The following is a 24,288-nucleotide window of genomic DNA, read 5'->3' as shown; positions in this document are numbered from 1 at the left end:
CTTTTTAAGAAAGATCTTTCCGTAACAGTTCTATAAGTTCCTGAGTGGTTTTAAAGAGTACAAATTCCCCATCTTTTAAATAACTTATTGCTCCGGTTTCTTCACTCACTACTAGGGCTACTGCATCTGTTTTTTCTGTTATACCTACAGCTGCTCTGTGCCGTAAACCAAAACGTAGCGGTATGTTACGTTCATTAGAAACAGGAAGAATGGCTCGGGTTGCGGTAATTCTATTTTCTTCGATAATTACAGCTCCGTCGTGAAGTGTAGAGTTCTTGAAAAAGATACTTTGTAAAATGGGTTTGTTTACTTCCAGATTCATAGAATCCCCGGTGTTTTTTACAAAATCTAGATTTGTAGTACGTTGAATCACAATTAACGCTCCCGTTTTATCGCTTCCCATTTTCTCACAGGCTTCAATGATTACTTCAACTTTAGTGTTTGAAGAATCTTTGGCTTCATCTTGTAAAAATTTAATGTGCTTTAAAAATCCGCTTTTGCGACCTATGTTAGTAGATCCTATCATTAAAAGAAACTTACGTATTTCTTGTTGAAAGACAACAATCAAAGCAAACATCCCAGCACCTATAAACTGTCCTAGAATGGTACTTAACATTTCCATTTGTAACAACTGGGTGATTTTCCAGATGACCCAGATAATACAAATTCCTAGAAATATATTAATAGCAACAGTCCCTTTAACAAGTTTGTAAAGGTAGTAGAGTAGGGTTGCAACTAATAGAATATCGACTAAATCGAGTATTCTAAAATTTTCAAGAATGTCCAAGGGCTAATAGGTTTCTGTAAAAATAGGTAAAAATTTCACGCTTCTAGAATACGATTTTATAGTAATGAGACTAAAAAACTATATATATAGTTTTAAAACTATAAAAATAGTTGTTTACCTAATTTTTTAGTTTTACATTTGATCAACTGCTTATAATTAGTTGTTTAAGTATGTAATTATAGTTACAAAAGCAGAAATAGCATAGAATGAAAGCCAAAACCCCTAAAATTATAGAGATGGAAAAATTAACAAATAAGGAAGAAGAGATTATGCACGTGCTTTGGAATCTAGAAAAAGCATTCGTTAAAGAAGTGCAGGCTGGTCTCGAGGATGAAAACTTACATTACAATACCGTATCTACAATTGTTAGAAATCTTGAAGAGAAAGGTTATGTGGGATATAAAGCATATGGTAAAACACATCAATATTTTCCTATTATTACTAAAGAAGCTTACGGTCATAAATTCTGGAACGAAGCTACAAGACGATTTTTTGATAGTTCGTATAAAAATATGGTTTCCTTTTTTGCTAAGGAAGAGAAGATTACAGCAAACGAATTGCGTGAGATTCTCGAATTAATTGAAAATAAACAGTAGTATGTTACTTATAACCTACCTATTAAAAAGCGCCGCTATATTAGCTATTTTTTATGTGGCCTATAAACTGTTATTAGAAAAAGAAACCTTTTTTAAACTAAACAGACATTTTTTATTTATTGGAATCCTCACAGCAATCTTTGCACCCGCAATTACATTGAGTCGTACAGTTTATAAAAAAGAACCGCTTATAAATTTTGATATTCCCGTGCAGAATAGCGTCTCGCATGACGTTACAACAGCGGCCTGGCTAGATATCAATGGCTGGCAAATTGCCGGTTTAATATATGGAGTAGGGGTTTTAATAATGATTTTTTTACTGTTTAAAAAAATTATAAATATTCTGATTTTTATTAAAAAGACAGCCTCTACAACACGTAATGGATTTCATTATATTCAAATTGATGGTTTAGAAACTCCATTTTCATTTTTTAATTATATTGTTTTAGACCATACGGGTCATAACCAGGCAGAACTGGATATGATCATTCTTCACGAGCAAACCCACGCGCGCCAGCGTCACAGTTTAGATATGCTTCTGATGCAAGTTACATTGGTGATGCTTTGGTTTAATCCTTTTGCGTGGCTTTATAAGAAAGCAGTAGATCAAAACTTAGAATACCTCGCAGACTTTGCTACAGCCAGTCAAGTTGCAGATCAAAAACAATATCAAATGGCATTGGTACGCGTTGCTTTACCGCAAAGAGTACCAAGCCTTACACATTCATTTTATCAATCATTTATTAAAAAGCGAATAGTTATGTTAAACAAACAAGAATCAAAAAGGATCAATAAGTGGAAAATGCTTCTGGTTTTACCGGTAATGGCAGCATTTATGTGGAGTTTTAATGTAAAAGAAGTTGTAAGCTATACTTCGGAAAGCGAGGCGGAAAATGCTACTGTTTCAGGGGAGCAAGCTGCACAATCTGCGTCATTAGCAACCTCTCAAAAAGAAACTGGTGAAACTTCAGAAATGAAAACAAATCCAGTTATAGAATTAACTCCTAAAACTGAATCACCTATGACCAACTTAAAAGAATTTAAAAAGGTGATTTCTAAATCTGCTACAAAAGCAGAATTAGATGCTTTAGTAAAAGAGTTGAAATCTGAATACAAGGTTTCGCTAAAGTATTCAAAGCTTAAATACAACAGCCAGGGCTTAATTACATCTATAACTTTAAATGTAGTAGATGAAGAATCTGGTAGCAAATCAAGCTCGTCTTACAATAGCTCAAACCCTATAGGAGATATTGTTATTTATAGATCTGAAGATGGAAGTTTTGGAGTGGTTTCTGCTTCAAATAGTATCACACAACGTTCAGGTACAAATACAATTGTAAGTGGTAGTGATGCTATGCGAGAACAAATGGATGCTCGTCGTGCTCAAATGGATGAGCGTAGAGCAGAAATGGAGAAGCGCCGTGAGGAAATGGATAAAAGACGTGAAGAAATGGACGCGCGAAGGTTAGAACTTGATCAGCAACGTGAAGAAATGGAGAAGCAAAGTAAATCCATTAATCAGAAAATTGATGAAGAAGAAAAACCTATTAAAATTGAGTTGCGCGAGAAACATTCAAATGCAAAATATGTTAAAGATCAAAATGCTGAAAATGAATCCTCAAAAGCTCTAATCGTAATAGATGGTAAAGTTGTGGAGAATAAAAATTTAAATAGCATAGATCCTGCTACTATAGAATCTATAAATGTTCTTAAAGGTGAAGAACAAACAAAACAATATAAAGATCAAATGAAAGGAAAAACAGGAGTTATCATAATTAAACTGAAAAAAGGTAGCAATTAGTATTTATAATTTATCAACTTTTAAGACCTGCTTTTCTTATTTTGAATTGCAGGTCTTTTTTATTAAATATGATGAGTAGGTTATTTTTATGTCAAATTAGCCTCGAAAAACCCTAGAATTGTAAAATTACTTAAAATAGAACCCTGTAATTGTTTCATATTTTATACTTAGCTGTCAGTTTAATTAATCTATGTAATCGAAAGTAAGAAGTAGGTATTGTAATATGTAGCATATTTCATTTTTATACTTACAATACTGTATTCAATTGCATTAATAATGCTTGAAATAATTGTAGATGTGATTTTTACTTGCATTCTTTGTAGAACAAATCATTCATCAATCAAAAAATCACAGTTATGGTAACTTTAATTCTTACAATTATCGAGACACTATTCAGTTAAAGAAATGAAGTCTTAACACTTTCTGAAAGCGCGCTCAGAATTGTGTTTAATAATCTAAATTTGAAAGAAATAGATCTTTAAAGTTTAAAATTTGAAGTTTATGAAAAAGCAACTATTTAAAACTTTGGCAAAAATCAATAAAAGGGTTTTGCCTAGTTTTACTAAAAAAGAGTTAGACCTTACTAAGGCTAGCAAATTTCAATTGGCGCTTTTTGGATATAAATTATGGGTTACTAAAAATTCTTTAGACTAGTAATGTACAATGCTATGAAGTGGATAGTTGCTAATTTTAGATCTTCCTTCCAGGAAATTTAGTTCCATTAAAAAATTACATTGTACTACAGTACCTTCACATTTTTCTACCAGTTTACAAGCTGCTGCTGCTGTCCCGCCAGTTGCTAAAACATCATCGTGAACAATAACTAAATCTCCGGGTTTAATACTGTTCTCCTGAATTTCGATAGAATCTTCACCATACTCAAGCGCATAGCTTTGGCTAATTATGGCTCCCGGTAATTTTCCCGGTTTGCGAATGGGCACAAAACCCAGTTTTAATTTTTGGGCTAAAAGAATGCCTAATAAAAATCCTCTACTTTCTATGCCTACAATTTTTGTAGCATCAAAACCGTATAAACCCTTTGCAAGTAGCTCTACAGCTTTGTTTGTAGCTTCAGGATTAGCGAGTAGGGGACTAATATCTTTAAAAGTTATCCCTTCTTTAGGGAAGTTAGGTACGTCTGTAATATAATTTTTCAAATTCATTTTTTGAAGATATAATTTTCAGCTCAAAGTTGTGTTTAAATAGTTCTCAAAATTTACCTTTAAATTCTATTCAATTATAAATTATGGAAATTTTAGTAAGTCAGTTTTTTGGATCGTTGTTTGGTTTTTTAGCAATTGTGTTTGGTGCTTTTGGTGCTCACGCGCTCAAGAAAAAATTAAATGAAGATCAAATGAGAAGTTTTGAGACTGGAATAAAATATCAAATGTATCACGCCATTCTATTATTGGTTTTAAGCTTCAATCTTAATTTTAATTCGCGTTTAGAATCAGTAATTATTATATGTTTCAGCCTTGGTACATTTTTATTTTCTTTTTCCATTTACGGTCTTTGCCTTAGTAGTGCTGCAGGAACTAAAATGCGATTTTTAGGACCTATAACTCCATTAGGAGGCTTGTTGCTTGCTGTAGGGTGGTTATTATTAATGGTACATTTTTTTCAGAGTTATTTTTAATTATAAAAGGCTCCCAGATAGGGAGCCTTTTAAATTTAGATTAGATAAATTCAGGGACTTAATTATTGTATAAATACATAGAAGCGGCTGCTGCTAGCGTATTGTTAACTGTAGGAGCGATATTACCACCTTGAGTAAGTGCATTTGCAAATGCATAAACTGCGCCTTGTGCAACATCTACTACAAATACTGTTTTAGTCTTATGGTCGTAAGCAATATCTATAGGGTTATTCATTAATGTTGCAGCTCCAGTAATTATATTTTGATTACTTGTTGCAATGGTACCGCCATCGGCAGTTGCAGTAAGTAATGCGTTAAAGTTTTGTACTACGTGAATTCCACCGTCAATCGCACCACCTGCAGCAAGACCTATATTTGTCATAACAAGTACATCATCTGCTTCACTATAATCAATACCATGTGTTCTTACGATACCTGCAATACCTATAGTTTTAGTAGCAGATATAGAACCGTCTGTAGTATTTGCCGTTAAAAAGTCTTCAAATACTGCGAGTTGGTTAGAACCAGGTCCGTCAATTACAGCAAGAAGGTCATTACCTTTAAATGTAATTCCCCAAACGCTTCTTAATGTTCCCCCTGTTAGATCTACAAAATCTGGAGTAAATGAATTTACAAGAGTAAATGCAGTACCAGAATACGAGTAAACAAATAACATTCCACTTGCGTTATCAGCAACTACAACTTTATTGCCATAAACGGCGATCTCTCTTGGGCTTGTTAAGTTTGCGTTAGCAGTACTTGTAAAAGTTGCTGTCGCAGTCATCGCTGCGCCAGAGAATGCGCTATAGTATTCTAGTTGCGCTGCAGGTGTGCGAGCTCCCTGAATTAAAATATTTGTAAGTGCAGAGTAGAAGATACCTTCAGAACCTGTAGCACCAGAGGTAACAGTTTTTAACGTAGCACCAGAACCGTCATAAATTGTTATATCACCATTAGCAGTACTAGTAGTATATAATTGTGTCATTTTATTCATAGAAGCCATTCCGGTTTTACCATCTGTCTCGTCGCTCGAGAAGTATATTGAAGAAGCTCCTGCAAGATCTTTGGAAAACGAAGGTGTTAAGTTACCACCAGTTCCGATACTCGTAAATCCTAATACTTTCCCGTTTCCTACTTCAGAAATGTAAACCGCATCAGTTTCAGAGTCGTAAGCAACATCAATAGGATTTCCCATCATCGTGTTTGATCCTGCAACACGTACTTGCATACTTAATGGTAAAACTTCACCATCTGATAAAGCATCAAATTTTGTTGAAAAATTAGAAATCATATGAAAACCACCATCATTATTTGCATCAGCAGCACTACCTATATCTGTCATTATCATAACATCATCATTGCCATCGTATGTCAAACCGTGTGTTCTCACGATACCTTCAATCGTAACTCGCTTAGTAGGATTTAAAGTACCCGTGGTTGCATTAGCAGCAAAATCTGCAAATACGGCAAGTTCATTAGAGCCAGGACCATCTACTACTGCGTATAAATCATTTCCTCTAAATGCAATTCCCCAAACAGGAAATTGAACATCTACAGTTGCAGTAAGACTAAAACTAGAACCATTTAATGTATATACATAAAAGGTATTATCAGAATTGTCTGAAACAACATAAGTATCACCTATTACAGCAATTTCTCTGGGACTAGTTAAATCTGCAGAGCTAGTAAAGTCTGCCGTTAGAGTTGAGGTGTTAAGGGCACTTGTACCGGAGAACGCTTGCAATACACCAGATGGCATTGCAGCGGCTTGTACTAATAAATCTGAAGCAGCATTGTAATAAATCCCTTCGGTTACTGTAGAATTTGTAGTAAAAGTTACTAGTGAATCTCCAGAAATACTGTATTTGAAAATTGAAGGATTTGAAGCGTTTGTGTTTGTAACGTAAAGCTCAGAACGTCTTCCCGGAGTTACAGGAACTGCACAAGGCGCACAAGATCCCCCACAATCGATACCTGTTTCTGTACCGTTCATTATCCCATCATCACAAGTTGCAATTGCAATAGGATCTTCAGAATAGTCATCATTGTCGCAACTACTTAGACTCAAAAGAGCCAGTGAAAGCATACTAATTTTGGTAAAAATGTGTTTCATAATATTGAGTATTTTGGATTAATTAAGAGTTACATCCGTTAGGATACTCAATATGTACGGAGTATTGATAGTTAGGGTTTTAGCAATGTTTATTAAATATTTGTTAAAAACCAGAAGCGGGATTTACACATTTTGAATATTTTATATCTATTTAGAAAAGTTTCTTTTATCCAATTGGCAGATTTGAAAATCCAAAAGTTCACGGCTTAGACTTAAGCTCGTTTTGTAGTAGTTTGAGAAATGTAAACCTATCTCATTAACTTTTGATTCGGTTAATTTGACTACGTCTATGAGCAAAAAAAAATCCCTTAGAATAATCTAAGGGATTTTGAAATATATAATTAACGCTTATTGATTTCGATATTAAAGGCGGCTAATCCAAATAAATATAAAGAAAACATTTTGTCAATCTTACTTACTTATCTTAATGACGATAGGTTTATGCCCGCGTGACAAAATTTATTTTATTTAATTGAATTTTAACAATTAGACCTCCCAGCTATTCAGTTTAGAAGCACTATCCCAAAACATAAATTCAAGTTGACAACCCGTGTAAAAGGCATTGTGCATTTTTTCAAGTTGACTTTGACTACAGTTTTGTGCTACCCTATCGCATATGGCAATTGCTTGATCTACCAGCAATCCAAATTCTTCACCGGCATAAGTATCAATCCATTTTTGATAAGGATTGTTTTTTGAGGTTTGATTAGCATAAATAAAATCACCTACTTCTTTATAAATCCAAAAGCACGGTAATACCGCTGCCATTGCAACTTCAACCTGATCTAGTGCGGCTGTACTTTTTAAAAAGTGAATATAGTGATGGCAGGCAGGGCTTATTTGCTGTGACTTGGTGATTTTAAAATCATTAAAAAAGGATTCGTGTAAAGCATTTTCAACTACAATAGCTCCTTCAGCAAAGCGAGTATAAGCAAGAATATCCTGCACGTCGTGACAACGCGCTGCGATTAATGCCAGTGCTCTCCCAAAATTTTCTAAATAAATTGAATCTTGTTGAATATAAAATTGGAACTGCTCAAGAGGTAGCGATCCATCTGCTAATTGATTGATGAATGGCATTTTAATTATCGTGTCGTATATAGGTCGAATACGTTCCCAGCTAATATTACTCCATTTCATTTTTTATAAGTTTTTGAGGATCAAAAAAGTGATTTAATGGTCCGTTACCGTTACCTATCACCACATCTTTTGCGTGATAGATTGCTTTATGCACATAGTCCTGTCCTAATTGTACTGCACGCTCTAAGGTTTTGCCTTGTGCGATATACGAAGCAATCGCCGAAGAAAGCGTACAACCAGATCCGTGCATATTTCGGGTTTCATAACGCTCAAAGGAATATTCTAAAACGCTTCCGTCTTCTTTAAAGTAGAGTGAAGTGAGGGTGCTTTCATTTAAATGTCCACCTTTTAATAAAACCGATTTGCATCCTAGTTGTAAAATTTTTTGACCAGCAACATACATATCGTCGAGATTTTTCACGTCCATTTTGGCTAACAACGCAGCCTCATCCATATTAGGTGTAATGATTGAAGCGATTGGAAACAAATGAGTAACAAGACTTTTTATTGTTGCTTCTTCAATCAATTTATGACCACTGGTAGCTACCATAACGGGGTCAAAAACTATAGGTATGCTAGGATGCTGGTTGAGGTATCTTGCAATAGTTTCTACCAGTTGCGGGGTATGTACCATTCCTATTTTTACTGCGGAAGGTAATATATCATCAAAAATAGAAGCTAATTGCTCATCAACTACAGATACAGGAATTGAGAAAATTGACTTTACTCCGGTTGTGTTTTGAACGGGTAGTGCTGTTAATACCGTAGTAGCATAACACCCCAGAGCAGAAATTGTTTTTAAATCTGCTTGAAGTCCCGCGCCACCACTGCCGTCAAAACCTGCAATACTCATGACAGAAGGATATGTATAATTTTTCATGAGCTAGCTTAAGTTGCGTTTATATGTTGATGCCTTTTCAATTTCATTACGTATTAAAGAAGCTGCTTTTTGAGGATTATCTGCACCACATATTGCCGAAACAACAGCCACACAATCTGCACCAGCTTCAATTATCTCTCTTGTATTTGATGCTTTTATACTGCCTATTGCAACCAGAGGTTTTTCGGTAGCATTTCTAATTTGCTGTATTCCTTCTATTCCCCAGGCAGTGACGGTATCAGTTTTTGTGGGAGTTTTAAACACCGGACTTATTCCCAGATAATCTGATGTATAGGTTTGCTCGTTGTATAATTGCTCTAGATATTCGATAGAGTAGCCTAATAACTTACAGGTTTGCCAGTCTTTTCTAATTACTGTGGGATTTATATCGTTATTACCTACGTGTATTCCGTAAGCTTTTGCTTTCTGGGCAACGCTTAGATTGTCATTAATTATTAACGGAACATCATATTTAGAAAGTACTTCTTTTAACCGAATAGCTTTGTCTAAAAAACGGTTATGTGTGGTGTTTTTTTCGCGTAGCTGTATAAGGTCTACACCACCTTTAACAGCCTCTTCTGCTAATTTTAGAAAGTCTTTGCCAGCACAGGCTTCCTCAGATAGGACTAAATATAAGCGGTACGGAAATGAATTTATATTCATTTAATTAGAAAGTTTAATATGCTGTAAAAATTCGGTTTCTGTGATGTTATACAATTTGTCCAGAATATTCATTTGTAAACTTCCTGGACCTGCGCTGTTTTTTGCGGCGAGTTCTCCTGCAATACTAATTAGGGCAGTTGCTGCAACTGCAGCTTCAGTTTTATTAGTAATTACGGCAATAAATGCAGCAAGTATGGCGGTTGCAGAACACCCCATACCCGTAATTTTTGTCATTAATGCATTCCCATTATTTAATTTAAATTCTTGACCTTCATTTACAATAACATCAGTTTCGCCAGAGATTACTACAAGACATCCAAATTCTTTAGTTAAGTATCTGGCAGCATCTATAGCTTCAAGACTAGACGCAGTACTATCAACACCTTTAGTTTGTGTTTTATTGTGTTTTGCTAATGCCAGGATTTCTGACGCATTGCCACGTATTGCAGCAGGTTTAAGTTCTAAAAGTCTATTTAATACCTCATCGCGATATGGCGTAGCACCTGCGCCCACAGGATCTAAAATCCAGGGTTTGTTGTTGTGGTTTGCCTCGGTTGCTGCAATGAGCATAGATTCTACCCAGTACTCATCTAAGGTGCCTATATTAACTACAAGTGCGTTGCATATTTTTTGCATGGAAGCCATCTCATGGTGTGCGTGCGCCATAATAGGAGATGCGCCAATGGCGAGAAGTGCATTTGCAGTGTTATTCATCACCACATAATTTGTGATGTTTTGCACTAGTGGCGATTGATTTCTTACGGTTAAAATATGTTGCCAGAGTTTCTCGTTCATCGCGTATGTTTTAAAAATTTGCGGCTAGAGGATACTGCTCTTTCTGGAATTGAAGTTCTGATACTTTTCCCTACGCTGGTGTTAACCAAACAGGTTCAAAGGGACTGTCTCAATTCTAGATAGAATACCCCTAAAGCCAATTCAAAGATAACAGTTTTAAGACAGATTACCGAAGCAGCAAATACCAAACTATTAATATTCTGGTATACTCTAGATGCTCAATAATATTTATGTGATCTCTTATAAAACTCCCGTTTTTGCAATGGATATGGCGAGGTTGTACATATAACTGCATAGTTTATCCATATGCTTAATAAAGATTAAATCTATTCTTGTAAAGCGTATTGATTACCTAAAAACTAAGATTTTAAAATTTTAGGTTTGAACAAACTCGAAATCGATTGCGAATTGTTGATTTTAGTAAATTTATAGAGGTTTCAAGAGTTTTTAGTCAACTCTTTAACTATGTGCCAACAAAAAAAGTTTAATTAAAAAATATATACTATGGATGCTACAGCAAACGGCCCTATGCATAATCTAGACGATTGGGAAGATGATTTATTAAACAGATATCCAGATCCGGAACCTTCAGAGAAAAGTGAGGAAGAATTTAGAAACTATATAGATTCAGATCGGGTAGATACAGTTAAAGAATTTTACCGCGTAAATCACAAATATCAGACGTATGACTTTGTTACTCAAAAGGAAAACGAATTTTTAAAGTTTGATCGCAGAGAAATGTCTATTTGGGAAGCCATTGATTTCCTGAATACGCTTGTAGACGATAGTGATCCTGATATTGACTTAGATCAATTGCAGCATTTACTACAAACATCTGAAGCTATACGTGCAGACGGTCACCCAGACTGGTTTGTACTTACCGGATTTTTACACGACGTAGGTAAAGTATTATGTCTTTTTGGAGAGCCACAATGGGCAGTTGTAGGAGATACTTTCCCGGTAGGGTGTGCTTTTTCAGACAAAATAGTTTACCCGGAGTTTTTTAAAGACAATCCTGATACCTACAATCAAGAGTACAATACCAAACTAGGTGTTTATGAAGAAAATTGTGGTCTAGATAAGGTTAAAATGAGTTGGGGACACGATGAATATCTGTATCAGATTCTTAAAGATTATCTGCCCGAACCTGCTTTGTATATGATACGGTATCACTCGTTTTACTCACAACATAGGGAAAATGCATATGCACATTTAATGACTCAAAAGGATCACGAGATGTTTGAGTGGGTTAAGAAATTTAATCCCTACGATTTATATTCAAAAGCACCGGTGCCACCAGATTCTAAAAAGTTGAGACCGTATTACGAAGAATTGGTAAAAAAATACTTACCAGAAACCTTAAAGTTTTAATAGGGCACAGAAGACTTTTTAAATTATGACAGCTACCTATATAGGTTTTTTTGGATTCACCTTATTTGTAATTTTTTATACGACATGGAAACTTCGTAAAGATCAGTTTACAACCGCAAATGGTTATTTTTTAGCCGGCAGAACTCTTACCGGAACTGTGATTGCGGGATCAATGATTCTTACAAATATATCTACAGAACATCTTATAGGTATGAATGGGAGTTCGTATCAAAATGGTATTATCGTAATCGCCTGGGAAGTCACCTCGGCGATTGCGCTTGTTATTGCAGCCTTATTTTTTATACCCCGATTTATACGAATGGGGCTCACCACAATTCCTGAATATCTCGAGAAACGTTTTGACAGTACCACACGATCTGTAGTCGCATTTTTATTAATGCTCTCCTTTGTGGTAACACTGTTGCCAATTGTATTGTATACAGGTGCGATAAATATCGAAAGTGTTTTTAGTTTTTCTGAAATGTTTGATATTTCTAGATCTACAGCACTTGTCTATACCGTCCTGGTTATAGGAGTAATCGGTTCTTTGTATGCGATTTTTGGCGGACTGAAAGCTGTTGCCTATTCCGATACTTTGAATGGAGTAGGGCTTATGGCAGGAGGAATTTTGATTCCGCTATTTGCGTTATATCAAATAGGTGACGGAAGTATTTTTGGCGGAATGCAAACCGTTTATGATTTTGCTCCCGAAAAGTTTGACATCATAGGTGCTGAAGATTCTAACCTTCCTTTTTCAACTTTGTTTACCGGATTAATGATTAATCAGGTATATTTCTGGGGGATGAATCAAGCTATTATTCAGCGTGCATTTGGTGCCAAGAATCTTGCTGAAGCGCAGAAAGGGCTTATTTATACTGGTGTTTTGAAGCTTTTTGTCCCCATTATCATCGTGTTGCCGGGACTTATAGCGTATTATTACTTTCAAGATGAATTTCAAGCAACACCAGATTTAATTTATCCATTGCTCGTAAAGAAAGTATTGCCTACCTACTTATTCGGCTTCTTTGCTGCCGTAATTCTGGGAGCAGTATTAAGTACCTTTAATAGTGTACTCAACTCTGCAAGCACCATATTTTGTCTTGATATTTATAAGAAGCTTATTAACCCAACCGTATCTGATAAAAAGTTGGTGCGCTTTGGTAAGTTATCTTCATTAGTTTTAGCAGTTTTAGCTATTGCTGTTGCTCCTATGGTTGCATACGCACCAGATGGGTTGTATTTGTTATTACAGGAACTCAATGGTATTTTCTTTATCCCGATTTCTTCAGTAATTATAGCCGGTATTTTCTTCAAACAAATAAATGCAAAAGGAGCAAAGGCAGGTTTACTATTTGGCTTTTCGTTCTATATTCTTACAACGTTTATTCTAAAATTAGACATCCACTTTGTGCATCTTTGGGGTATTGAGTTTGTTCTAAATTTCCTGATTATGTTTCTGGTATCTAAAGTTACCTTTAAAGGTAATTATGTTCAGGAATTGTACCCCAATCCAAGTGAACCCTGGAAATATGTAAACGTGGCAGGGTCTATACTGGTAGCGCTCACCGTAGGAATATATATATGGCTATCCTAATAGAATTTTTTTAAGTCAATTATAAAGATTGACTTAAAAGGCAAGTTGATAAACCGGCTCATCTTCTTTAAAGTCAAAGAGTTTTGAAAAGTCCATCACATTTGCAACATTATCAAGTTTGCATAAAACAGCGACTGCCTCACACATTCCATTAAACATGACTTCTTTTGAGTTGCGGTCGATAGTTTTGTTTTGCTTTCGCGAAAGCGGAAGTGTGTATCCACAACCTTTTAAAAAGGCAGCTTCAATTTCCAATAATTCTAAAGGTGAGTAGCCATTTAATCTGCGACCAAAGGCTTCATTCACTTTGCCTACGTAAGTAAGTTGTAAAGAACCGTGTCCTTCCGTTAGATGTTTCCAGGTATCCGTATTATCGAGAATATTGCCTACCGCACAACTTTTACAACATTCTGGGTTGAGATTACCATTGTGAAAGGCGGTATAAAGCTTACTAATAGCTTGTTCCAGACGAGATGAGGTTTTCATAGCTTATCGTTTTTCTTTTTTATAAAGTTACAAAAAAGGGAGATAGGTAATGTCTCAATTTATTGATGCACTATTTAAATCTAGTGTAGCCGTTTTTAAATTAGTTCCACTTACTTTAAGTTTAATAGTTCCGGGTTTAGTATCACTTTGCACTAAGACTACAAGTTTACCGCTAAATAATTGCATCGTTGGCTCGTGAAATAATTCAAGCGAAGTCGCATCACCATTACAGGCAGCACGATAACTTCCCTTACCTGTAACTTTAAATTGTAACTGATTTGTGGCAGTAGGGCAAGGGTTCCCTTCTTTATCTACCACAGAAACGGTTACAAATGATAAATCTTTACCATCTGCATTTAAAGTGGTGCGATCTGCATTAAGTTTTAATGCATAAGGTTTACCGGCAGTTTTCACTTCTTTTTCAGCAACTGGGTTTCCTTTAGCATCTAATGCTACAACTTTAAGGGTGCCGGGTTCATAAATCACATCATTCCACATTAATCGAAAACGAGTTTGTGGAGTTGCATCATTTTTAGTTTGTATTCCCTGACTTTTACCATTTATAAAAAGTTCTGCGCTGTCGTAACTGGTATACACAAAAACCGGAGTTTTCTCACCCTCACGACCTTCCCAGTTCCAATGCGGTAACAGATGCAAGGTTTCCTGCTGAGTGTTCCAGCGGCTGCGGTATAGATAATAACGATCTTTGGGAATTCCTGCCAGATCAATCATGCCAAAGTACGAACTGCGTGAAGGCCAGCTCTCATCATAAGGTGTAGGTTCACCTAGATAGTCAAAACCCGTCCAAACAAACTCTCCAATAACCCAGGGTTTATCATCTTGTAAAATAAAATCATCTTCAGGGAGATTAGACCAGCTGCAATATTCTAAATCATATGACGAACTCTGAAAATCTGGATATTGTTTCATACTTGCCTTTTCAGCCGGAAATTTATAAACACCTCTTGAGCTCACTGTCGAGGCAGTTTCTGAGCCTAAAATAAAACCTTGAGGAAATTTATCATAAGCATCTTCATATAAATGCACTCGGTAATTAAGTCCGGGAATATCGAGAATAGCACCAAACCCAGACTCCATGGTATTTTTAACCTGGTCCATACCCACAGTTACAGGGCGTGTAGGGTCTTCTCTATGGAAAATATCTTGCAACCATCGCGCTCGTTTTACACCTGCGCTTCCGTACTGATCTGGCACTTCATTACCTGCACTCCACATAACGATAGATGGATGATTTCGGGTTGCACGAACTAAATTAACCACATCCTTTTCGGCATATTCATCAAAAAAACGGTTGTAACCATTTTCAACTTTAGGTTTTTTCCACTCGTCAAAACTTTCTGCGAGAAACATAAAACCCATCTCGTCTGCAAGTTCCAATTGCTCAAACGAGGGCATATTGTGAGAACTACGTATGGCGTCACAGCCTAAGTCTTTTAAAATTTTCATCTGGCGGCGCAGTGCAGCTTTATTTACTGCGGTACCGAGGGGTCCCAAATCGTGATGCAAACAAACTCCTTTAAATTTGCGGGTTTCTCCATTAAGTTGAAAGCCGGTTTCTGCTGAATAGGAGATAGAACGAATACCAAATTTTGTCGTCACTTCATCTTTTAATTCATTACCCGAATAAAGTCTTGAAACTGCTGTGTACAAATACGGATTTTCAGGACTCCATAAATTGGGTTTTTTAACCTTTAGATTTTGATCAAACTGATTGCTATACGCTATTGCTGTAGAATCTTGAGTAATTTGATTACCATCTTTATCAAAAACTGTGGTAACCAGTTTTAAATTATTTCCGCTAACCTCAGTTTTAATATTAATTTTTGCTTCTTCTTGCGTAGCAATAGGAGTAGTGATAAAGGTTCCCCATTGATCTATACTTTGTTTGTCTTTAATTATAAGGCTTACGTTACGATACAAACCAGCACCTGGATACCAGCGTGAGGAGAATTCTTTATTACTTAATTCTACGGCAAGTGTGTTTTCACCATTTTTTAAAAATGCCGTGATATCAAAATAGAAATAAGAATATCCATAAGCCCATTCGCCAATTTTTTTTCCGTTGAGGTAAACCTGTGGTTCGCTCATTGCTCCTTCAAATAATAAAAGCACTTTTTTATCTTCTGAATATTCTGGCACTTCAAAATTTGTACGATACCAGCCGGTTCCTGTAAAAGGTAAAGAGCCGGTACGTCCTGTTTTTTCGGTGGCGGTTTGTTCACCATTTTGAGTTATGGCAACGGTTTGTTTATCGATCTCCTTGTCAAACGGACCGTAAATAGCCCAATCGTGAGGTACTGTTACCTCTTCCCAATTAGAATCATCAAAAGAAGGAAGTGCAGCATCTTTAAAATTTCCTTTTTGAAAACGCCAACCAGTATGTAATTCAGTAACCGTACGGGTTTGACCAAATAAGGTTAACGTGGAAAGTAAAAAAAGAGAATAGATCTAAGAACCATAATTGAACGCATAAATTTTAATACCGATATAAAAATACGGCATTAAATGTAGATAGTACGCTTTATGATTATTTGATAGGGATGTAGTTATTTTCCTTATGGAAACATATCACAACGGCACGCATACCATTGTTTTGTAAAAGACTCCAGCTTGTCTAGATAAATATTAATTTTTTTTTGCCCTTCAATGAAATGCTCACCGTCTTCAAGTTGCGGTTTATTGATTGTAGTATTAATTATGATTTCTGAAGGAATCAATAGTGATTTTACGCGTTCATCTAAAACAGCGTACTCTTTTAAATCTGGAAGAATCAATTGCATCCTTATGTTTTAAATTAATTTATTGCACTTTATAGGTCGTAAAAAGGCAAGTAAGCTTTCTAAAATTGGCCCTTTTCACGCTGCAATTTGAGGATCTAAAATTTATTTAAAGATTGAAATCCTAGAGATTAATCTTAGATTTATCTGAGGTAAACATTAGATACCAGACGGGAAACAGTAGGATGATCATTACCTCCTGCAGGTTCTATAGTTATGTTTAAAGATGTTGCTTTATCTATATAATTCATCGCCAGCAAATCACTTTCTTTAGCAATAACACCCATATCTATCATCACACCTTCTACATCTGCCCACATCTGGTAATCGTGATTTTCGTCTAACTTAGGTAAATCTTTAGCGTTAACGATGATTGATTTTTCCTTGTGATTCACATAAGTAACAATCTTTGCACCGGGAGCTAGCTCATTTCCCTTGAGAATGTATTGTTCAGTTTCAGGAGATTTTAAGAGCGCTAACAGTTTTGATGTGTGTTCTGCACTGGTATTAAGATTTTCTATGTTTTCAATCAAGACTGAATTTTCAGTATCTACTAGCTTTAATTGATTGCGAGTGTCACTTAATTGTTTTAAAATGTAAAGACTAGTAATCATAAATAGCGCAGCAAGTGTAGCCGCTATACCTAGATATGTCTTTAACGAGTTTTTTTTCGCGACAGAATTCCCTTTGAGGTTTGAGCCCCTAACAACCTTCATTAAAGAATCTTTTACTTTTTCTGGAGGAGTAATTGCATTTTCTAAAGCCATTAACTCAAAATTAGATTCCAGCGAGTTTAATTGTTCTTTTAAATCGGCATCTTTCAGTATTAATTCTTCAATCTTTTGTTCATCGGCACGACTCAGCTCACCTAAAAGATATTGCTCTAAGATGTTATGTTCTAATATGTATGACTTATCCATCATCGTATCATTTCAATTAAAATCATTAACCATACCAAAGCTTTACTATAGGTGGTCTGCAATTTTTTTAAAGCTTGTTTTATATATGATTTAAATGTTCCTAACGGGACATTCATTTCTTTATGAGCTTCGTTATGTGTTAACCCTTTAAAATAGACTAACTCTAAAGCTTTCTGGTGGTGTGTTTCTAATTGTTTAAGGCTTCCTTTAAGTTTTAAGTAGTCCTGTTCTTGAGTTAAAGGTTCTTCTTCTAAATTATATACGCTAAAATCATCTGTCTGGATGAGTTTATTTTCTGACCTTAAAAAGTTTAGCGCTTTATTTTTTGCAATACGATAGGACCAGGTGTAAAATTTCCCTTTTTTAGAATCGTATTGATGGGATTTCTCCCATATCGTTAAGAACGTGTCTTGTAGAATATTTTGAGATTCCTGTTCATCTTTACAAACCCTAAGGATTACACCATACAATGCAGGAGCATATTTGTCATAAAGACTCGCTAATGCTGACTCTTCTTTATTCTTAAGTCTTTCAATAAGAAATTTGTCGTTCTGCATGAATGTTAAAGATTTACCAAAAAAGAGCTTATGCTCATCTAGCGTAAATTATCTCGTGTAAATATAAATGAATGCGCTTCAAAACACAGCGCAAACGTTTAACCAAAAAATCAAATTTTTATGAAAAAGCTAGTATTTATTTTAACTGCTGTATTTACGTTAACTGCAAGTCAGTTTGTATCTGCGCAAAAAACAATTGTTGATGTCGCTGTAGGCAACGAAGATTTCTCCACGTTGGTAACAGCACTTAAAGCGGCAGATTTAGTTTCTGCATTGCAAGGTGATGGTCCTTTTACAGTATTTGCACCTAATAATGCTGCATTTGGTAAAGTAGATTCAGAAACTTTAGGAATGTTGCTAAAGCCCGAAAACAAAGATGCTCTAGCCGGCATACTAACGTATCACGTAATTTCTGGTAAGCTTGCTGCTGCAGATGTAGTTGCTGCTTTAAAGGAAGGAAACGGTAGCGTTACATTAGAAACTTTAAATGGACAGAGCATTACTGTAATGCAAAAAGATGGTAAGATCTGGTTAAAAGATCAAAAAGGAAATTACAGTGAGATCATTGCTACTGATGTTATGGGTAGTAATGGCGTAATTCACGTAATTGACACTGTTGTAATGCCAGAATAATTAGGGAAATCAATTGCTATGATTGTGAAGGGAAATCTTTTTTAAAGGTTTCCCTTTATATTTTTAATGGGTCGAAGACTTATGAAGAACTGAAATTTCGGATCATTTTTTTAAAATATCGTCAACATTAAAGTTGCTTCTGTGCGTCTTAAGTAAAAACATATAATAATTAGCTTTAAAATCTGCTGTTAAAAAGAACTAAACTATATTTATCCGGTAACTATAAGAAAGTCCCTACTTTTTGAATACTTCGGCCGGCGAAATAAAATCTGTTTTTCAAAACGATTACAAAAATCTTTGTGTTTTTGCATACGGCTATGTGCTTGATAAAGACAATGCAAAAGATATTGTGCAGGAGGTTTTTGTTAAATTGTTAGAGCTAGATCATTTAAATCATATAAATAATTTACCTGCTTATATTAAAACAAGTGTTTACAATGCGTGTTTAAAATCTATACGTCAAAACTCAACAACTAAAATTCTAACTCAGGCAGAACATCGAATACCTTCTGAAAATCTTACTCAGGAAAATCAAATAATACAAGAGGAAGAGTCTCGCAGTATTCTTAAAGAATTAGATCTTTTACCTAAAGAATGCAGAAGAGCTTTTGAACTCTGCGTTATACATGGTTATAAATATACAGATGCAGCAGAAAGTCTTCATATTTCTAAGAATACATTAAAAACACATATAAAAAAGGCATATAGAATTTTGCGAGAGTCAATGAAATATGCGCAGGTTTTATGGGCTTTCATTGGTTATTAAATGTTAAATTTAGCCTTTTTATAATTTTTTTCGCATTTGGAGTCACCCTAAACTATTTTGTAATGCTCTTACTAGTAGAACCCATATTATGGTGCTACTATGAAAAAAGAAATTAATCTTCTTATAAAAAAACTCAACGGAACACTTACTCCTGAGGAATCTGTATTATTTGATCTTTGGAATAATGAATCTGCAGATAATAAACACTTCTTTAATAAAATATCCACTTTAAAATTAAGAGGTGCAGATATAGAAGAATTACAAAATCTTGACACAGATCAAGCCTGGGAAATTGTTTTAAGTAAAGTAAAAGATCAAAAACCTGCTGTATCACTTTTACCTAAGAAAAAAATTAAAGTATGGCATTATGCCGCTGCCGCTGTTATTGCCATTCTTATAACTTTTAATTTTGTATATCGTCCTTTTGCTGACGCCGTTAATACTCAAAACGCCCTAAGTGTAGAAACTGAAAATGGAGCGATTGAAGTTATTCGATCTAACAAGCAGATTCAATTATTTGATAAAAAAGGGATTCAGATTGCATCTCAAAATGCAGATACATTAAGCTATACAAATTCTACAGCAACTACAGAAATTGCATACAACACTTTAAACGTACCTAACGGAAATTCATTTACCTTAAAATTAGGAGATGGTTCGGTTATACGGCTTAATGCCGGCAGTAGGTTAACCTACCCTATAAATTTTAAACCGGGTACAGAGCGATTACTTACTCTTAAAGGCGAAGCGTACTTTGATGTAAGTAAGCAAAAAAACCAACCTTTTATTATTTCAACTCAAGGTTTAAACGTTGAGGTTTTAGGTACATCTTTTAACGTAAACTCTTATGCCGAAAATAATCTGGTAGCAGTAGCTCTGGTAGAAGGTTCTGTGCAAATGTATAATGATTCTAAAATTCAAAATCAATCTGTTGTTCTTAAGCCAAATCAGTTAGGCTCCTTTAATCCAAATTTAAACTCGATTTCTGTACAGCAAGCAAATATGTGGGAACATACTGCCTGGTTAGAAGGGAGATTGATTATTAGAGACGCATCCTTTACAGAAATTCTTCAGAAAATTGAAAGAAAGTATGCGGTTACCATCATAAATAAAAATACAACTATTAATAAAGAACGTTTTAATGCAAGCTTTGATACCGAAACTGTAGATGAGGTTTTAGAAGCTTTTGCTCTTGATGCGCCATTTAAATTTACGCATAAAGAGAACGTGATAATCATTAATAATCTGTAAAAAAAATCAGGAAATGCGCCAACATTCCCTGATCTAATAAATGTAAAGTCAACTAGTTCAAATTAATTAACCTAACAACGTAAATGTATGAAAATCCCTATTTGTACGAGGCATATAATGTCTCGTTTACACAAACATTCTCTAGCGATGAAAATCACTACGCTATTACTTTTTGTATCCTTATTTAGTCTACAGGCAAACTCGTATTCCCAGCGGAATAAAGTTACGCTTAATCTTAATGACGCCAGTATAGTACAGGTACTAGCCGAAATAGAGACCAAAACAGATTTTAAGTTTATTTATAATGTAAAAACATTAAGTACAGATAAACTACTATCTATTCACGTGAACGACGAAAAAATTAACGTGGTTCTCGACCAAATTTTAGCCGCGTCCAAGACAGATTATGTCATACGTAAAAATCTAATCGTACTTAAGCCCGCTCCAGAAGTTGCTGTAAGTTCATTTATTGAGTCTGTAGAAAATTCTGTGCAAAAGCGAGTAACTGGTGTCGTTATAGATGCTAATGGTTTGCCCTTACCCGGAGTAACAGTTAAGATTAAAAATACTCGTATAGGGGCTTCAACAGATTTTGACGGTAAGTACAGTATTGCTGCTGCGGCTAATGAAACTCTTATATTTTCCTATGTTGGTTTTGAAACCTATGAGACTGCCGTAGCTGGCAGAAGCCAGATAGATATAACCTTAAAAGAGTCACTTGAAGAAATGAGTGAAGTCGTGGTTATAGGATATGGTGAAGTAAAAAAAGAAAACATCACGGGTTCTGTGGGAGTGGTCGATATGGAAGGTTTTCAAAATCAGGCACCAACCATTAATGTAGATCAAGGCTTACAAGGTCTTGTAGCGGGTGTAAATGTAAGTTCACCTAATGGCCAACCGGGTTCGGCTTCAAAAATTCGTATACGTGGTACAACTTCTCTTTTTGGTTCTAACCAGCCTTTATATGTTATTGATGGGATTCCTGTTGTTTCAGAAAGTAATATACCGGTAGGTGGTACCGAAGGCAGTAACCTGGGGCAAGAATTAGACAATCAAGGATTGAGTACGCCTATAGGAAACATAAACCCTAGTGATATTAAATCTATTACCGTTTTAAAAGATGCGTCTGCTGCTGCTATTTATGGATCTCGTGCAGCAAACGGAGTTATCGTCATTACGACAAAACAAGGTACAAAAGATGGTAAAACACAATTTGAGTTAAGTGCTTCTACCACTGTACAAAAGACACCTACTTTAGATGTTTTAAATGCAGCGCAGTTTAAAGAAGTATGGCTTACTGCTGTTAATTCAAGTTCAAATACAGATGCGTTTTCACAAAGTATTCGTGACGGTTCTTACTTCGGAAACGCAGATACAAATTGGGAAGAGGAACTTAATCCATCTAATCAGGTTTCTTCAAATTATAATTTGAGTATACGCGGCGGAAACGCAAGTACACAGTATTCAACGTCACTTTCTGCACTTAGTGAGCAGGGAGCACTTGAAGGTTCAGACAGAAAACGCTATACATTAAATCTAAACTTAAATACTAAAGCGACCGAAAAATGGACGTTTGGCACACGTTTACAAACCACTTTTTCAGATCAGAACGCTACAGATTCAGGCTTATTTGATCGTATATACATTTACAGACCAGATGTTCCTGTTTTTGATGAAGATGGAAATTATACATTTTCACCAGGCAGTAATTTTGAAAATCCAATAGCATTATCCCAGGCAAATAATACGAATAAAACGTTCCTGTTTTTAGGTACATTTTTCACTCAATTAGAACTGGTAGAAGGTTTAAAAGCGGAAACCAGATTGTCTATTAATTACAATACAGGAAATCAAAACAGCTACTATCCTGAATACTTATCGCGTGGTGGGTGGAGTCGTCTGCAAGGAGATGGTGATGGTTACGCACAGGATAGCAGATCACAATCGTCTGTAGTGCAATGGAACTCAAATCTTACCTATTCAAAAACTTTTAATGATTTACACAGCATAGAAAGTGTATTAGGAACTACGTTTGAGAAAGTTAGTTCTTCATATAATAAAGCTTTTGGAGAGGGCTTTAGCAATGGAGTTTTAAGCAACGTGAGTAGTGCAACTTCTAGTAATGGAGGTTTATCAACTAGCCAGGGCTCAGGACTGCATTCTTATTTTGGTCGTGTTCATTATGATTATGACGATCGTTATTTACTAACGGTTTTGGGTAGGGTAGATGGTTCTTCAAAGTTTGCTGTAGAAAATAAATATGCTTTTTTCCCTGCTGCTGCGGTAGCCTGGAGAGCTTCCGAAGAAGCCTTCTTAAAAGGAAATAAAACACTAAACAACCTAAAATTTAAAGCGAGTTTGGGAACAACCGGGCAACAGGATTTTGGTCCGTACCAGTGGCGTACGCTATATGAAACGTATACTTATGGTGGTAGCGCAGTTATTTTAACGCAATTGGGTAACGACAAGCTGAAATGGGAAACTACGCAGCAATTAGATTTTGGTGTTGAGTTTGGGTTCTTAAATGATCGTATTTCAGGGGAATTTGGATATTATGAAAAAAATACCAGAGATGCTATATTTCCTGTAATTCCTCCCGGAAACACTGGGACGGGATCAATATTAGCAAATGTAGGAGAAACCCAAAACAGAGGTTTAGAACTGTTAGTTAATATAGGAGTTATTCGTTCTAAAGATTTTTCGTGGGATTTGCGTATAAATGCTACTAAAAATAATAATAAGCTTACTAAAATAGCAGATGATTACAAAGATGATGAAGGATTTGTAACCGGTATTCCCGGTAATGGTGGTCGGTTACGAGAAGGGAGCCCTATAGGTTTAATTTATGGGTATAGAGCAGAAGGTCTCTTTCAAGATCAGGCAAGTATAGATGCTTTAAATGCAAATGCAACGGGCGGGGTCTATCAAGACGACGAGACAGCACCTGGAGATATAAGGTTTAAAGATATTTCAGGACCAGAAGGTGTGCCAGATGGTATAATATCATCTTTTGATCAGGAAGTAATAGGTGATGCACAGGCAGATTTGTTTGGGGGTATTTCAAGTACTTTTAGATATAAACAATTATCTCTTGCGGCTCAGTTTAGTTACTCTGTGGGAAATGATTTATTCTGGTTTTCGCAAACGCGTAATGTAAACTTTCAAAGCTCATTTTTTGCTGAAAATAAAATTACAGATGTTCTTAACGCGTGGACCCCAGAAAATCCTACAAATGTACCTAGATCTGTTTACAGAGATCCTAATGGTAATGGTAGCATCTCTAGTTTTTATGTGCACGACGGCTCATATCTACGATTAAATACGCTTAATCTACGCTATGAATTTTCTAAAGAATTTTTAAATAGATTCTCATTTTTTAATGGTTTAGCCATTTACGGTATCGCTCAAAACCTGTTTACGATTACAAACTATCCCGGAGCAAATCCGCAGGGAGGAAGTTTGTTTGATAATGACATATCGGGTTCAGGAAGAGATACTAACAGATATCCGCTTCAAAGCGCTTACACCTTAGGTATTAACTTAAGATTTTAATTCTACACT

Annotated in this window: 22 protein-coding genes and 1 riboswitch; of the genes, 10 read left to right on the top strand and 12 right to left on the bottom strand. The window is 35.5% G+C overall.

Features of this window, described 5'->3' with window-relative positions:
• Positions 1-4: 4 nt before the first annotated feature.
• Entirely contained in the window at positions 5-787 is a 783-nt protein-coding gene (gene cdaA / locus P164_RS10135; RefSeq protein ID WP_028376278.1) for a diadenylate cyclase CdaA, read from the bottom strand.
• A gap of 236 nt (positions 788-1,023) precedes the next feature.
• Between cdaA and P164_RS10130 the strand changes: the two genes are divergently transcribed.
• The 3 genes from P164_RS10130 (at position 1,024) to P164_RS10120 (ending at position 3,838) form a co-directional block, all read left to right on the top strand.
• Positions 1,024-1,383 carry a BlaI/MecI/CopY family transcriptional regulator gene (locus P164_RS10130; RefSeq protein WP_028376277.1) on the top strand — a complete coding sequence of 120 codons (360 nt, stop codon included), beginning with the start codon at positions 1,024-1,026 and terminating at the stop codon, positions 1,381-1,383.
• A 1-nt stretch (position 1,384) separates the two neighbouring features.
• The gene (locus P164_RS10125; protein WP_028376276.1) at positions 1,385-3,184 is read left to right on the top strand and encodes a M56 family metallopeptidase; all 1,800 of its coding nucleotides are present in this window, start codon (positions 1,385-1,387) and stop codon (positions 3,182-3,184) included.
• A 501-nt stretch (positions 3,185-3,685) separates the two neighbouring features.
• Complete coding sequence (locus P164_RS10120; protein WP_028376275.1) at positions 3,686-3,838, top strand: hypothetical protein; 153 nt, start codon at positions 3,686-3,688, stop codon at positions 3,836-3,838.
• Here the strand turns inward: P164_RS10120 and P164_RS10115 are convergent.
• Positions 3,835-4,347: an adenine phosphoribosyltransferase gene (locus tag P164_RS10115; protein WP_028376274.1), complete on the bottom strand. Its 513-nt coding sequence runs from the start codon at positions 4,345-4,347 to the stop codon at positions 3,835-3,837. The genes P164_RS10120 and P164_RS10115 overlap by 4 nt on opposite strands.
• Before the next feature lie 83 nt (positions 4,348-4,430).
• Between P164_RS10115 and P164_RS10110 the strand changes: the two genes are divergently transcribed.
• Positions 4,431-4,820 carry a DUF423 domain-containing protein gene (locus tag P164_RS10110; RefSeq protein WP_028376273.1) on the top strand — a complete coding sequence of 130 codons (390 nt, stop codon included), beginning with the start codon at positions 4,431-4,433 and terminating at the stop codon, positions 4,818-4,820.
• Positions 4,821-4,878: 58 nt separating this feature from the next.
• Here P164_RS10110 and P164_RS10105 read toward each other — a convergent pair whose 3' ends face one another.
• The 5 genes from P164_RS10105 to thiM all read right to left on the bottom strand — a co-directional run bounded on the left by P164_RS10105 (position 4,879) and on the right by thiM (position 10,351).
• Positions 4,879-6,933, bottom strand: coding sequence for a hypothetical protein (locus P164_RS10105; protein WP_028376272.1), 2,055 nt, complete (start codon positions 6,931-6,933; stop codon positions 4,879-4,881).
• 486 nt (positions 6,934-7,419) lie between these two features.
• Positions 7,420-8,073, bottom strand: a complete 654-nt coding sequence (gene tenA, locus P164_RS10100) for a thiaminase II (RefSeq protein ID WP_028376271.1) — start codon at positions 8,071-8,073, stop codon at positions 7,420-7,422.
• On the bottom strand, positions 8,060-8,893 hold the full coding sequence (thiD, locus tag P164_RS10095) for a bifunctional hydroxymethylpyrimidine kinase/phosphomethylpyrimidine kinase (RefSeq protein WP_028376270.1): 834 nt from the start codon (positions 8,891-8,893) through the stop codon (positions 8,060-8,062). The genes tenA and thiD overlap by 14 nt, the downstream gene beginning before the upstream one ends.
• Positions 8,894-8,896: 3 nt before the next feature.
• Positions 8,897-9,556 (bottom strand): thiamine phosphate synthase, encoded by a 660-nt coding sequence (gene thiE / locus P164_RS10090; RefSeq protein ID WP_028376269.1) that lies wholly within the window; start codon positions 9,554-9,556, stop codon positions 8,897-8,899.
• A complete protein-coding gene (gene thiM / locus P164_RS10085) occupies positions 9,557-10,351 on the bottom strand; it encodes a hydroxyethylthiazole kinase (RefSeq protein ID WP_028376268.1) in 795 nt (264 codons plus the stop codon). It abuts the gene before it with no gap.
• 50 nt (positions 10,352-10,401) lie between these two features.
• Positions 10,402-10,493: riboswitch (TPP riboswitch) on the bottom strand.
• A 362-nt stretch (positions 10,494-10,855) separates the two neighbouring features.
• Between thiM and P164_RS10080 the strand changes: the two genes are divergently transcribed.
• Together P164_RS10080 and P164_RS10075 are read left to right on the top strand one after the other, a co-directional pair.
• Positions 10,856-11,722 (top strand): inositol oxygenase family protein, encoded by an 867-nt coding sequence (locus P164_RS10080; protein WP_028376267.1) that lies wholly within the window; start codon positions 10,856-10,858, stop codon positions 11,720-11,722.
• Between the two features lie 25 nt (positions 11,723-11,747).
• The gene (locus P164_RS10075) at positions 11,748-13,316 is read left to right on the top strand and encodes a solute:sodium symporter family transporter (RefSeq protein WP_028376266.1); all 1,569 of its coding nucleotides are present in this window, start codon (positions 11,748-11,750) and stop codon (positions 13,314-13,316) included.
• A 33-nt stretch (positions 13,317-13,349) separates the two neighbouring features.
• Here P164_RS10075 and P164_RS10070 read toward each other — a convergent pair whose 3' ends face one another.
• The 5 genes from P164_RS10070 to P164_RS10050 all read right to left on the bottom strand — a co-directional run bounded on the left by P164_RS10070 (position 13,350) and on the right by P164_RS10050 (position 18,077).
• Entirely contained in the window at positions 13,350-13,802 is a 453-nt protein-coding gene (locus tag P164_RS10070; RefSeq protein WP_028376265.1) for a hypothetical protein, read from the bottom strand.
• A gap of 54 nt (positions 13,803-13,856) precedes the next feature.
• A complete protein-coding gene (locus P164_RS10065; protein WP_035899748.1) occupies positions 13,857-16,271 on the bottom strand; it encodes a DUF4982 domain-containing protein in 2,415 nt (804 codons plus the stop codon).
• Between the two features lie 107 nt (positions 16,272-16,378).
• The gene (locus P164_RS10060; protein ID WP_028376264.1) at positions 16,379-16,603 is read right to left on the bottom strand and encodes a hypothetical protein; all 225 of its coding nucleotides are present in this window, start codon (positions 16,601-16,603) and stop codon (positions 16,379-16,381) included.
• A 140-nt stretch (positions 16,604-16,743) separates the two neighbouring features.
• Entirely contained in the window at positions 16,744-17,523 is a 780-nt protein-coding gene (locus P164_RS10055; RefSeq protein ID WP_081817363.1) for an anti-sigma factor, read from the bottom strand.
• Positions 17,520-18,077, bottom strand: coding sequence for an RNA polymerase sigma factor (locus tag P164_RS10050; RefSeq protein WP_028376263.1), 558 nt, complete (start codon positions 18,075-18,077; stop codon positions 17,520-17,522). Before P164_RS10050 ends, P164_RS10055 begins: the two co-directional genes overlap by 4 nt.
• Positions 18,078-18,197: 120 nt before the next feature.
• Here P164_RS10050 and P164_RS10045 point away from each other — a divergent pair, with 120 nt between their 5' ends.
• From P164_RS10045 to P164_RS10030, 4 genes are all read left to right on the top strand, one after another.
• Positions 18,198-18,710, top strand: a complete 513-nt coding sequence (locus tag P164_RS10045) for a fasciclin domain-containing protein (RefSeq protein ID WP_028376262.1) — start codon at positions 18,198-18,200, stop codon at positions 18,708-18,710.
• A 241-nt stretch (positions 18,711-18,951) separates the two neighbouring features.
• On the top strand, positions 18,952-19,476 hold the full coding sequence (locus P164_RS10040) for an RNA polymerase sigma factor (protein ID WP_028376261.1): 525 nt from the start codon (positions 18,952-18,954) through the stop codon (positions 19,474-19,476).
• A gap of 99 nt (positions 19,477-19,575) precedes the next feature.
• Positions 19,576-20,727: a FecR family protein gene (locus tag P164_RS10035; protein ID WP_028376260.1), complete on the top strand. Its 1,152-nt coding sequence runs from the start codon at positions 19,576-19,578 to the stop codon at positions 20,725-20,727.
• A gap of 147 nt (positions 20,728-20,874) precedes the next feature.
• Positions 20,875-24,279, top strand: a complete 3,405-nt coding sequence (locus tag P164_RS10030) for a TonB-dependent receptor (RefSeq protein ID WP_234405847.1) — start codon at positions 20,875-20,877, stop codon at positions 24,277-24,279.
• The last annotated feature ends 9 nt before the right edge of the window (positions 24,280-24,288 follow it).

The organism is Leeuwenhoekiella sp. MAR_2009_132 (assembly GCF_000687915.1).
GTDB lineage: Bacteria > Bacteroidota > Bacteroidia > Flavobacteriales > Flavobacteriaceae > Leeuwenhoekiella.
This window is presented reverse-complemented; position numbering and strand designations above follow the sequence as displayed.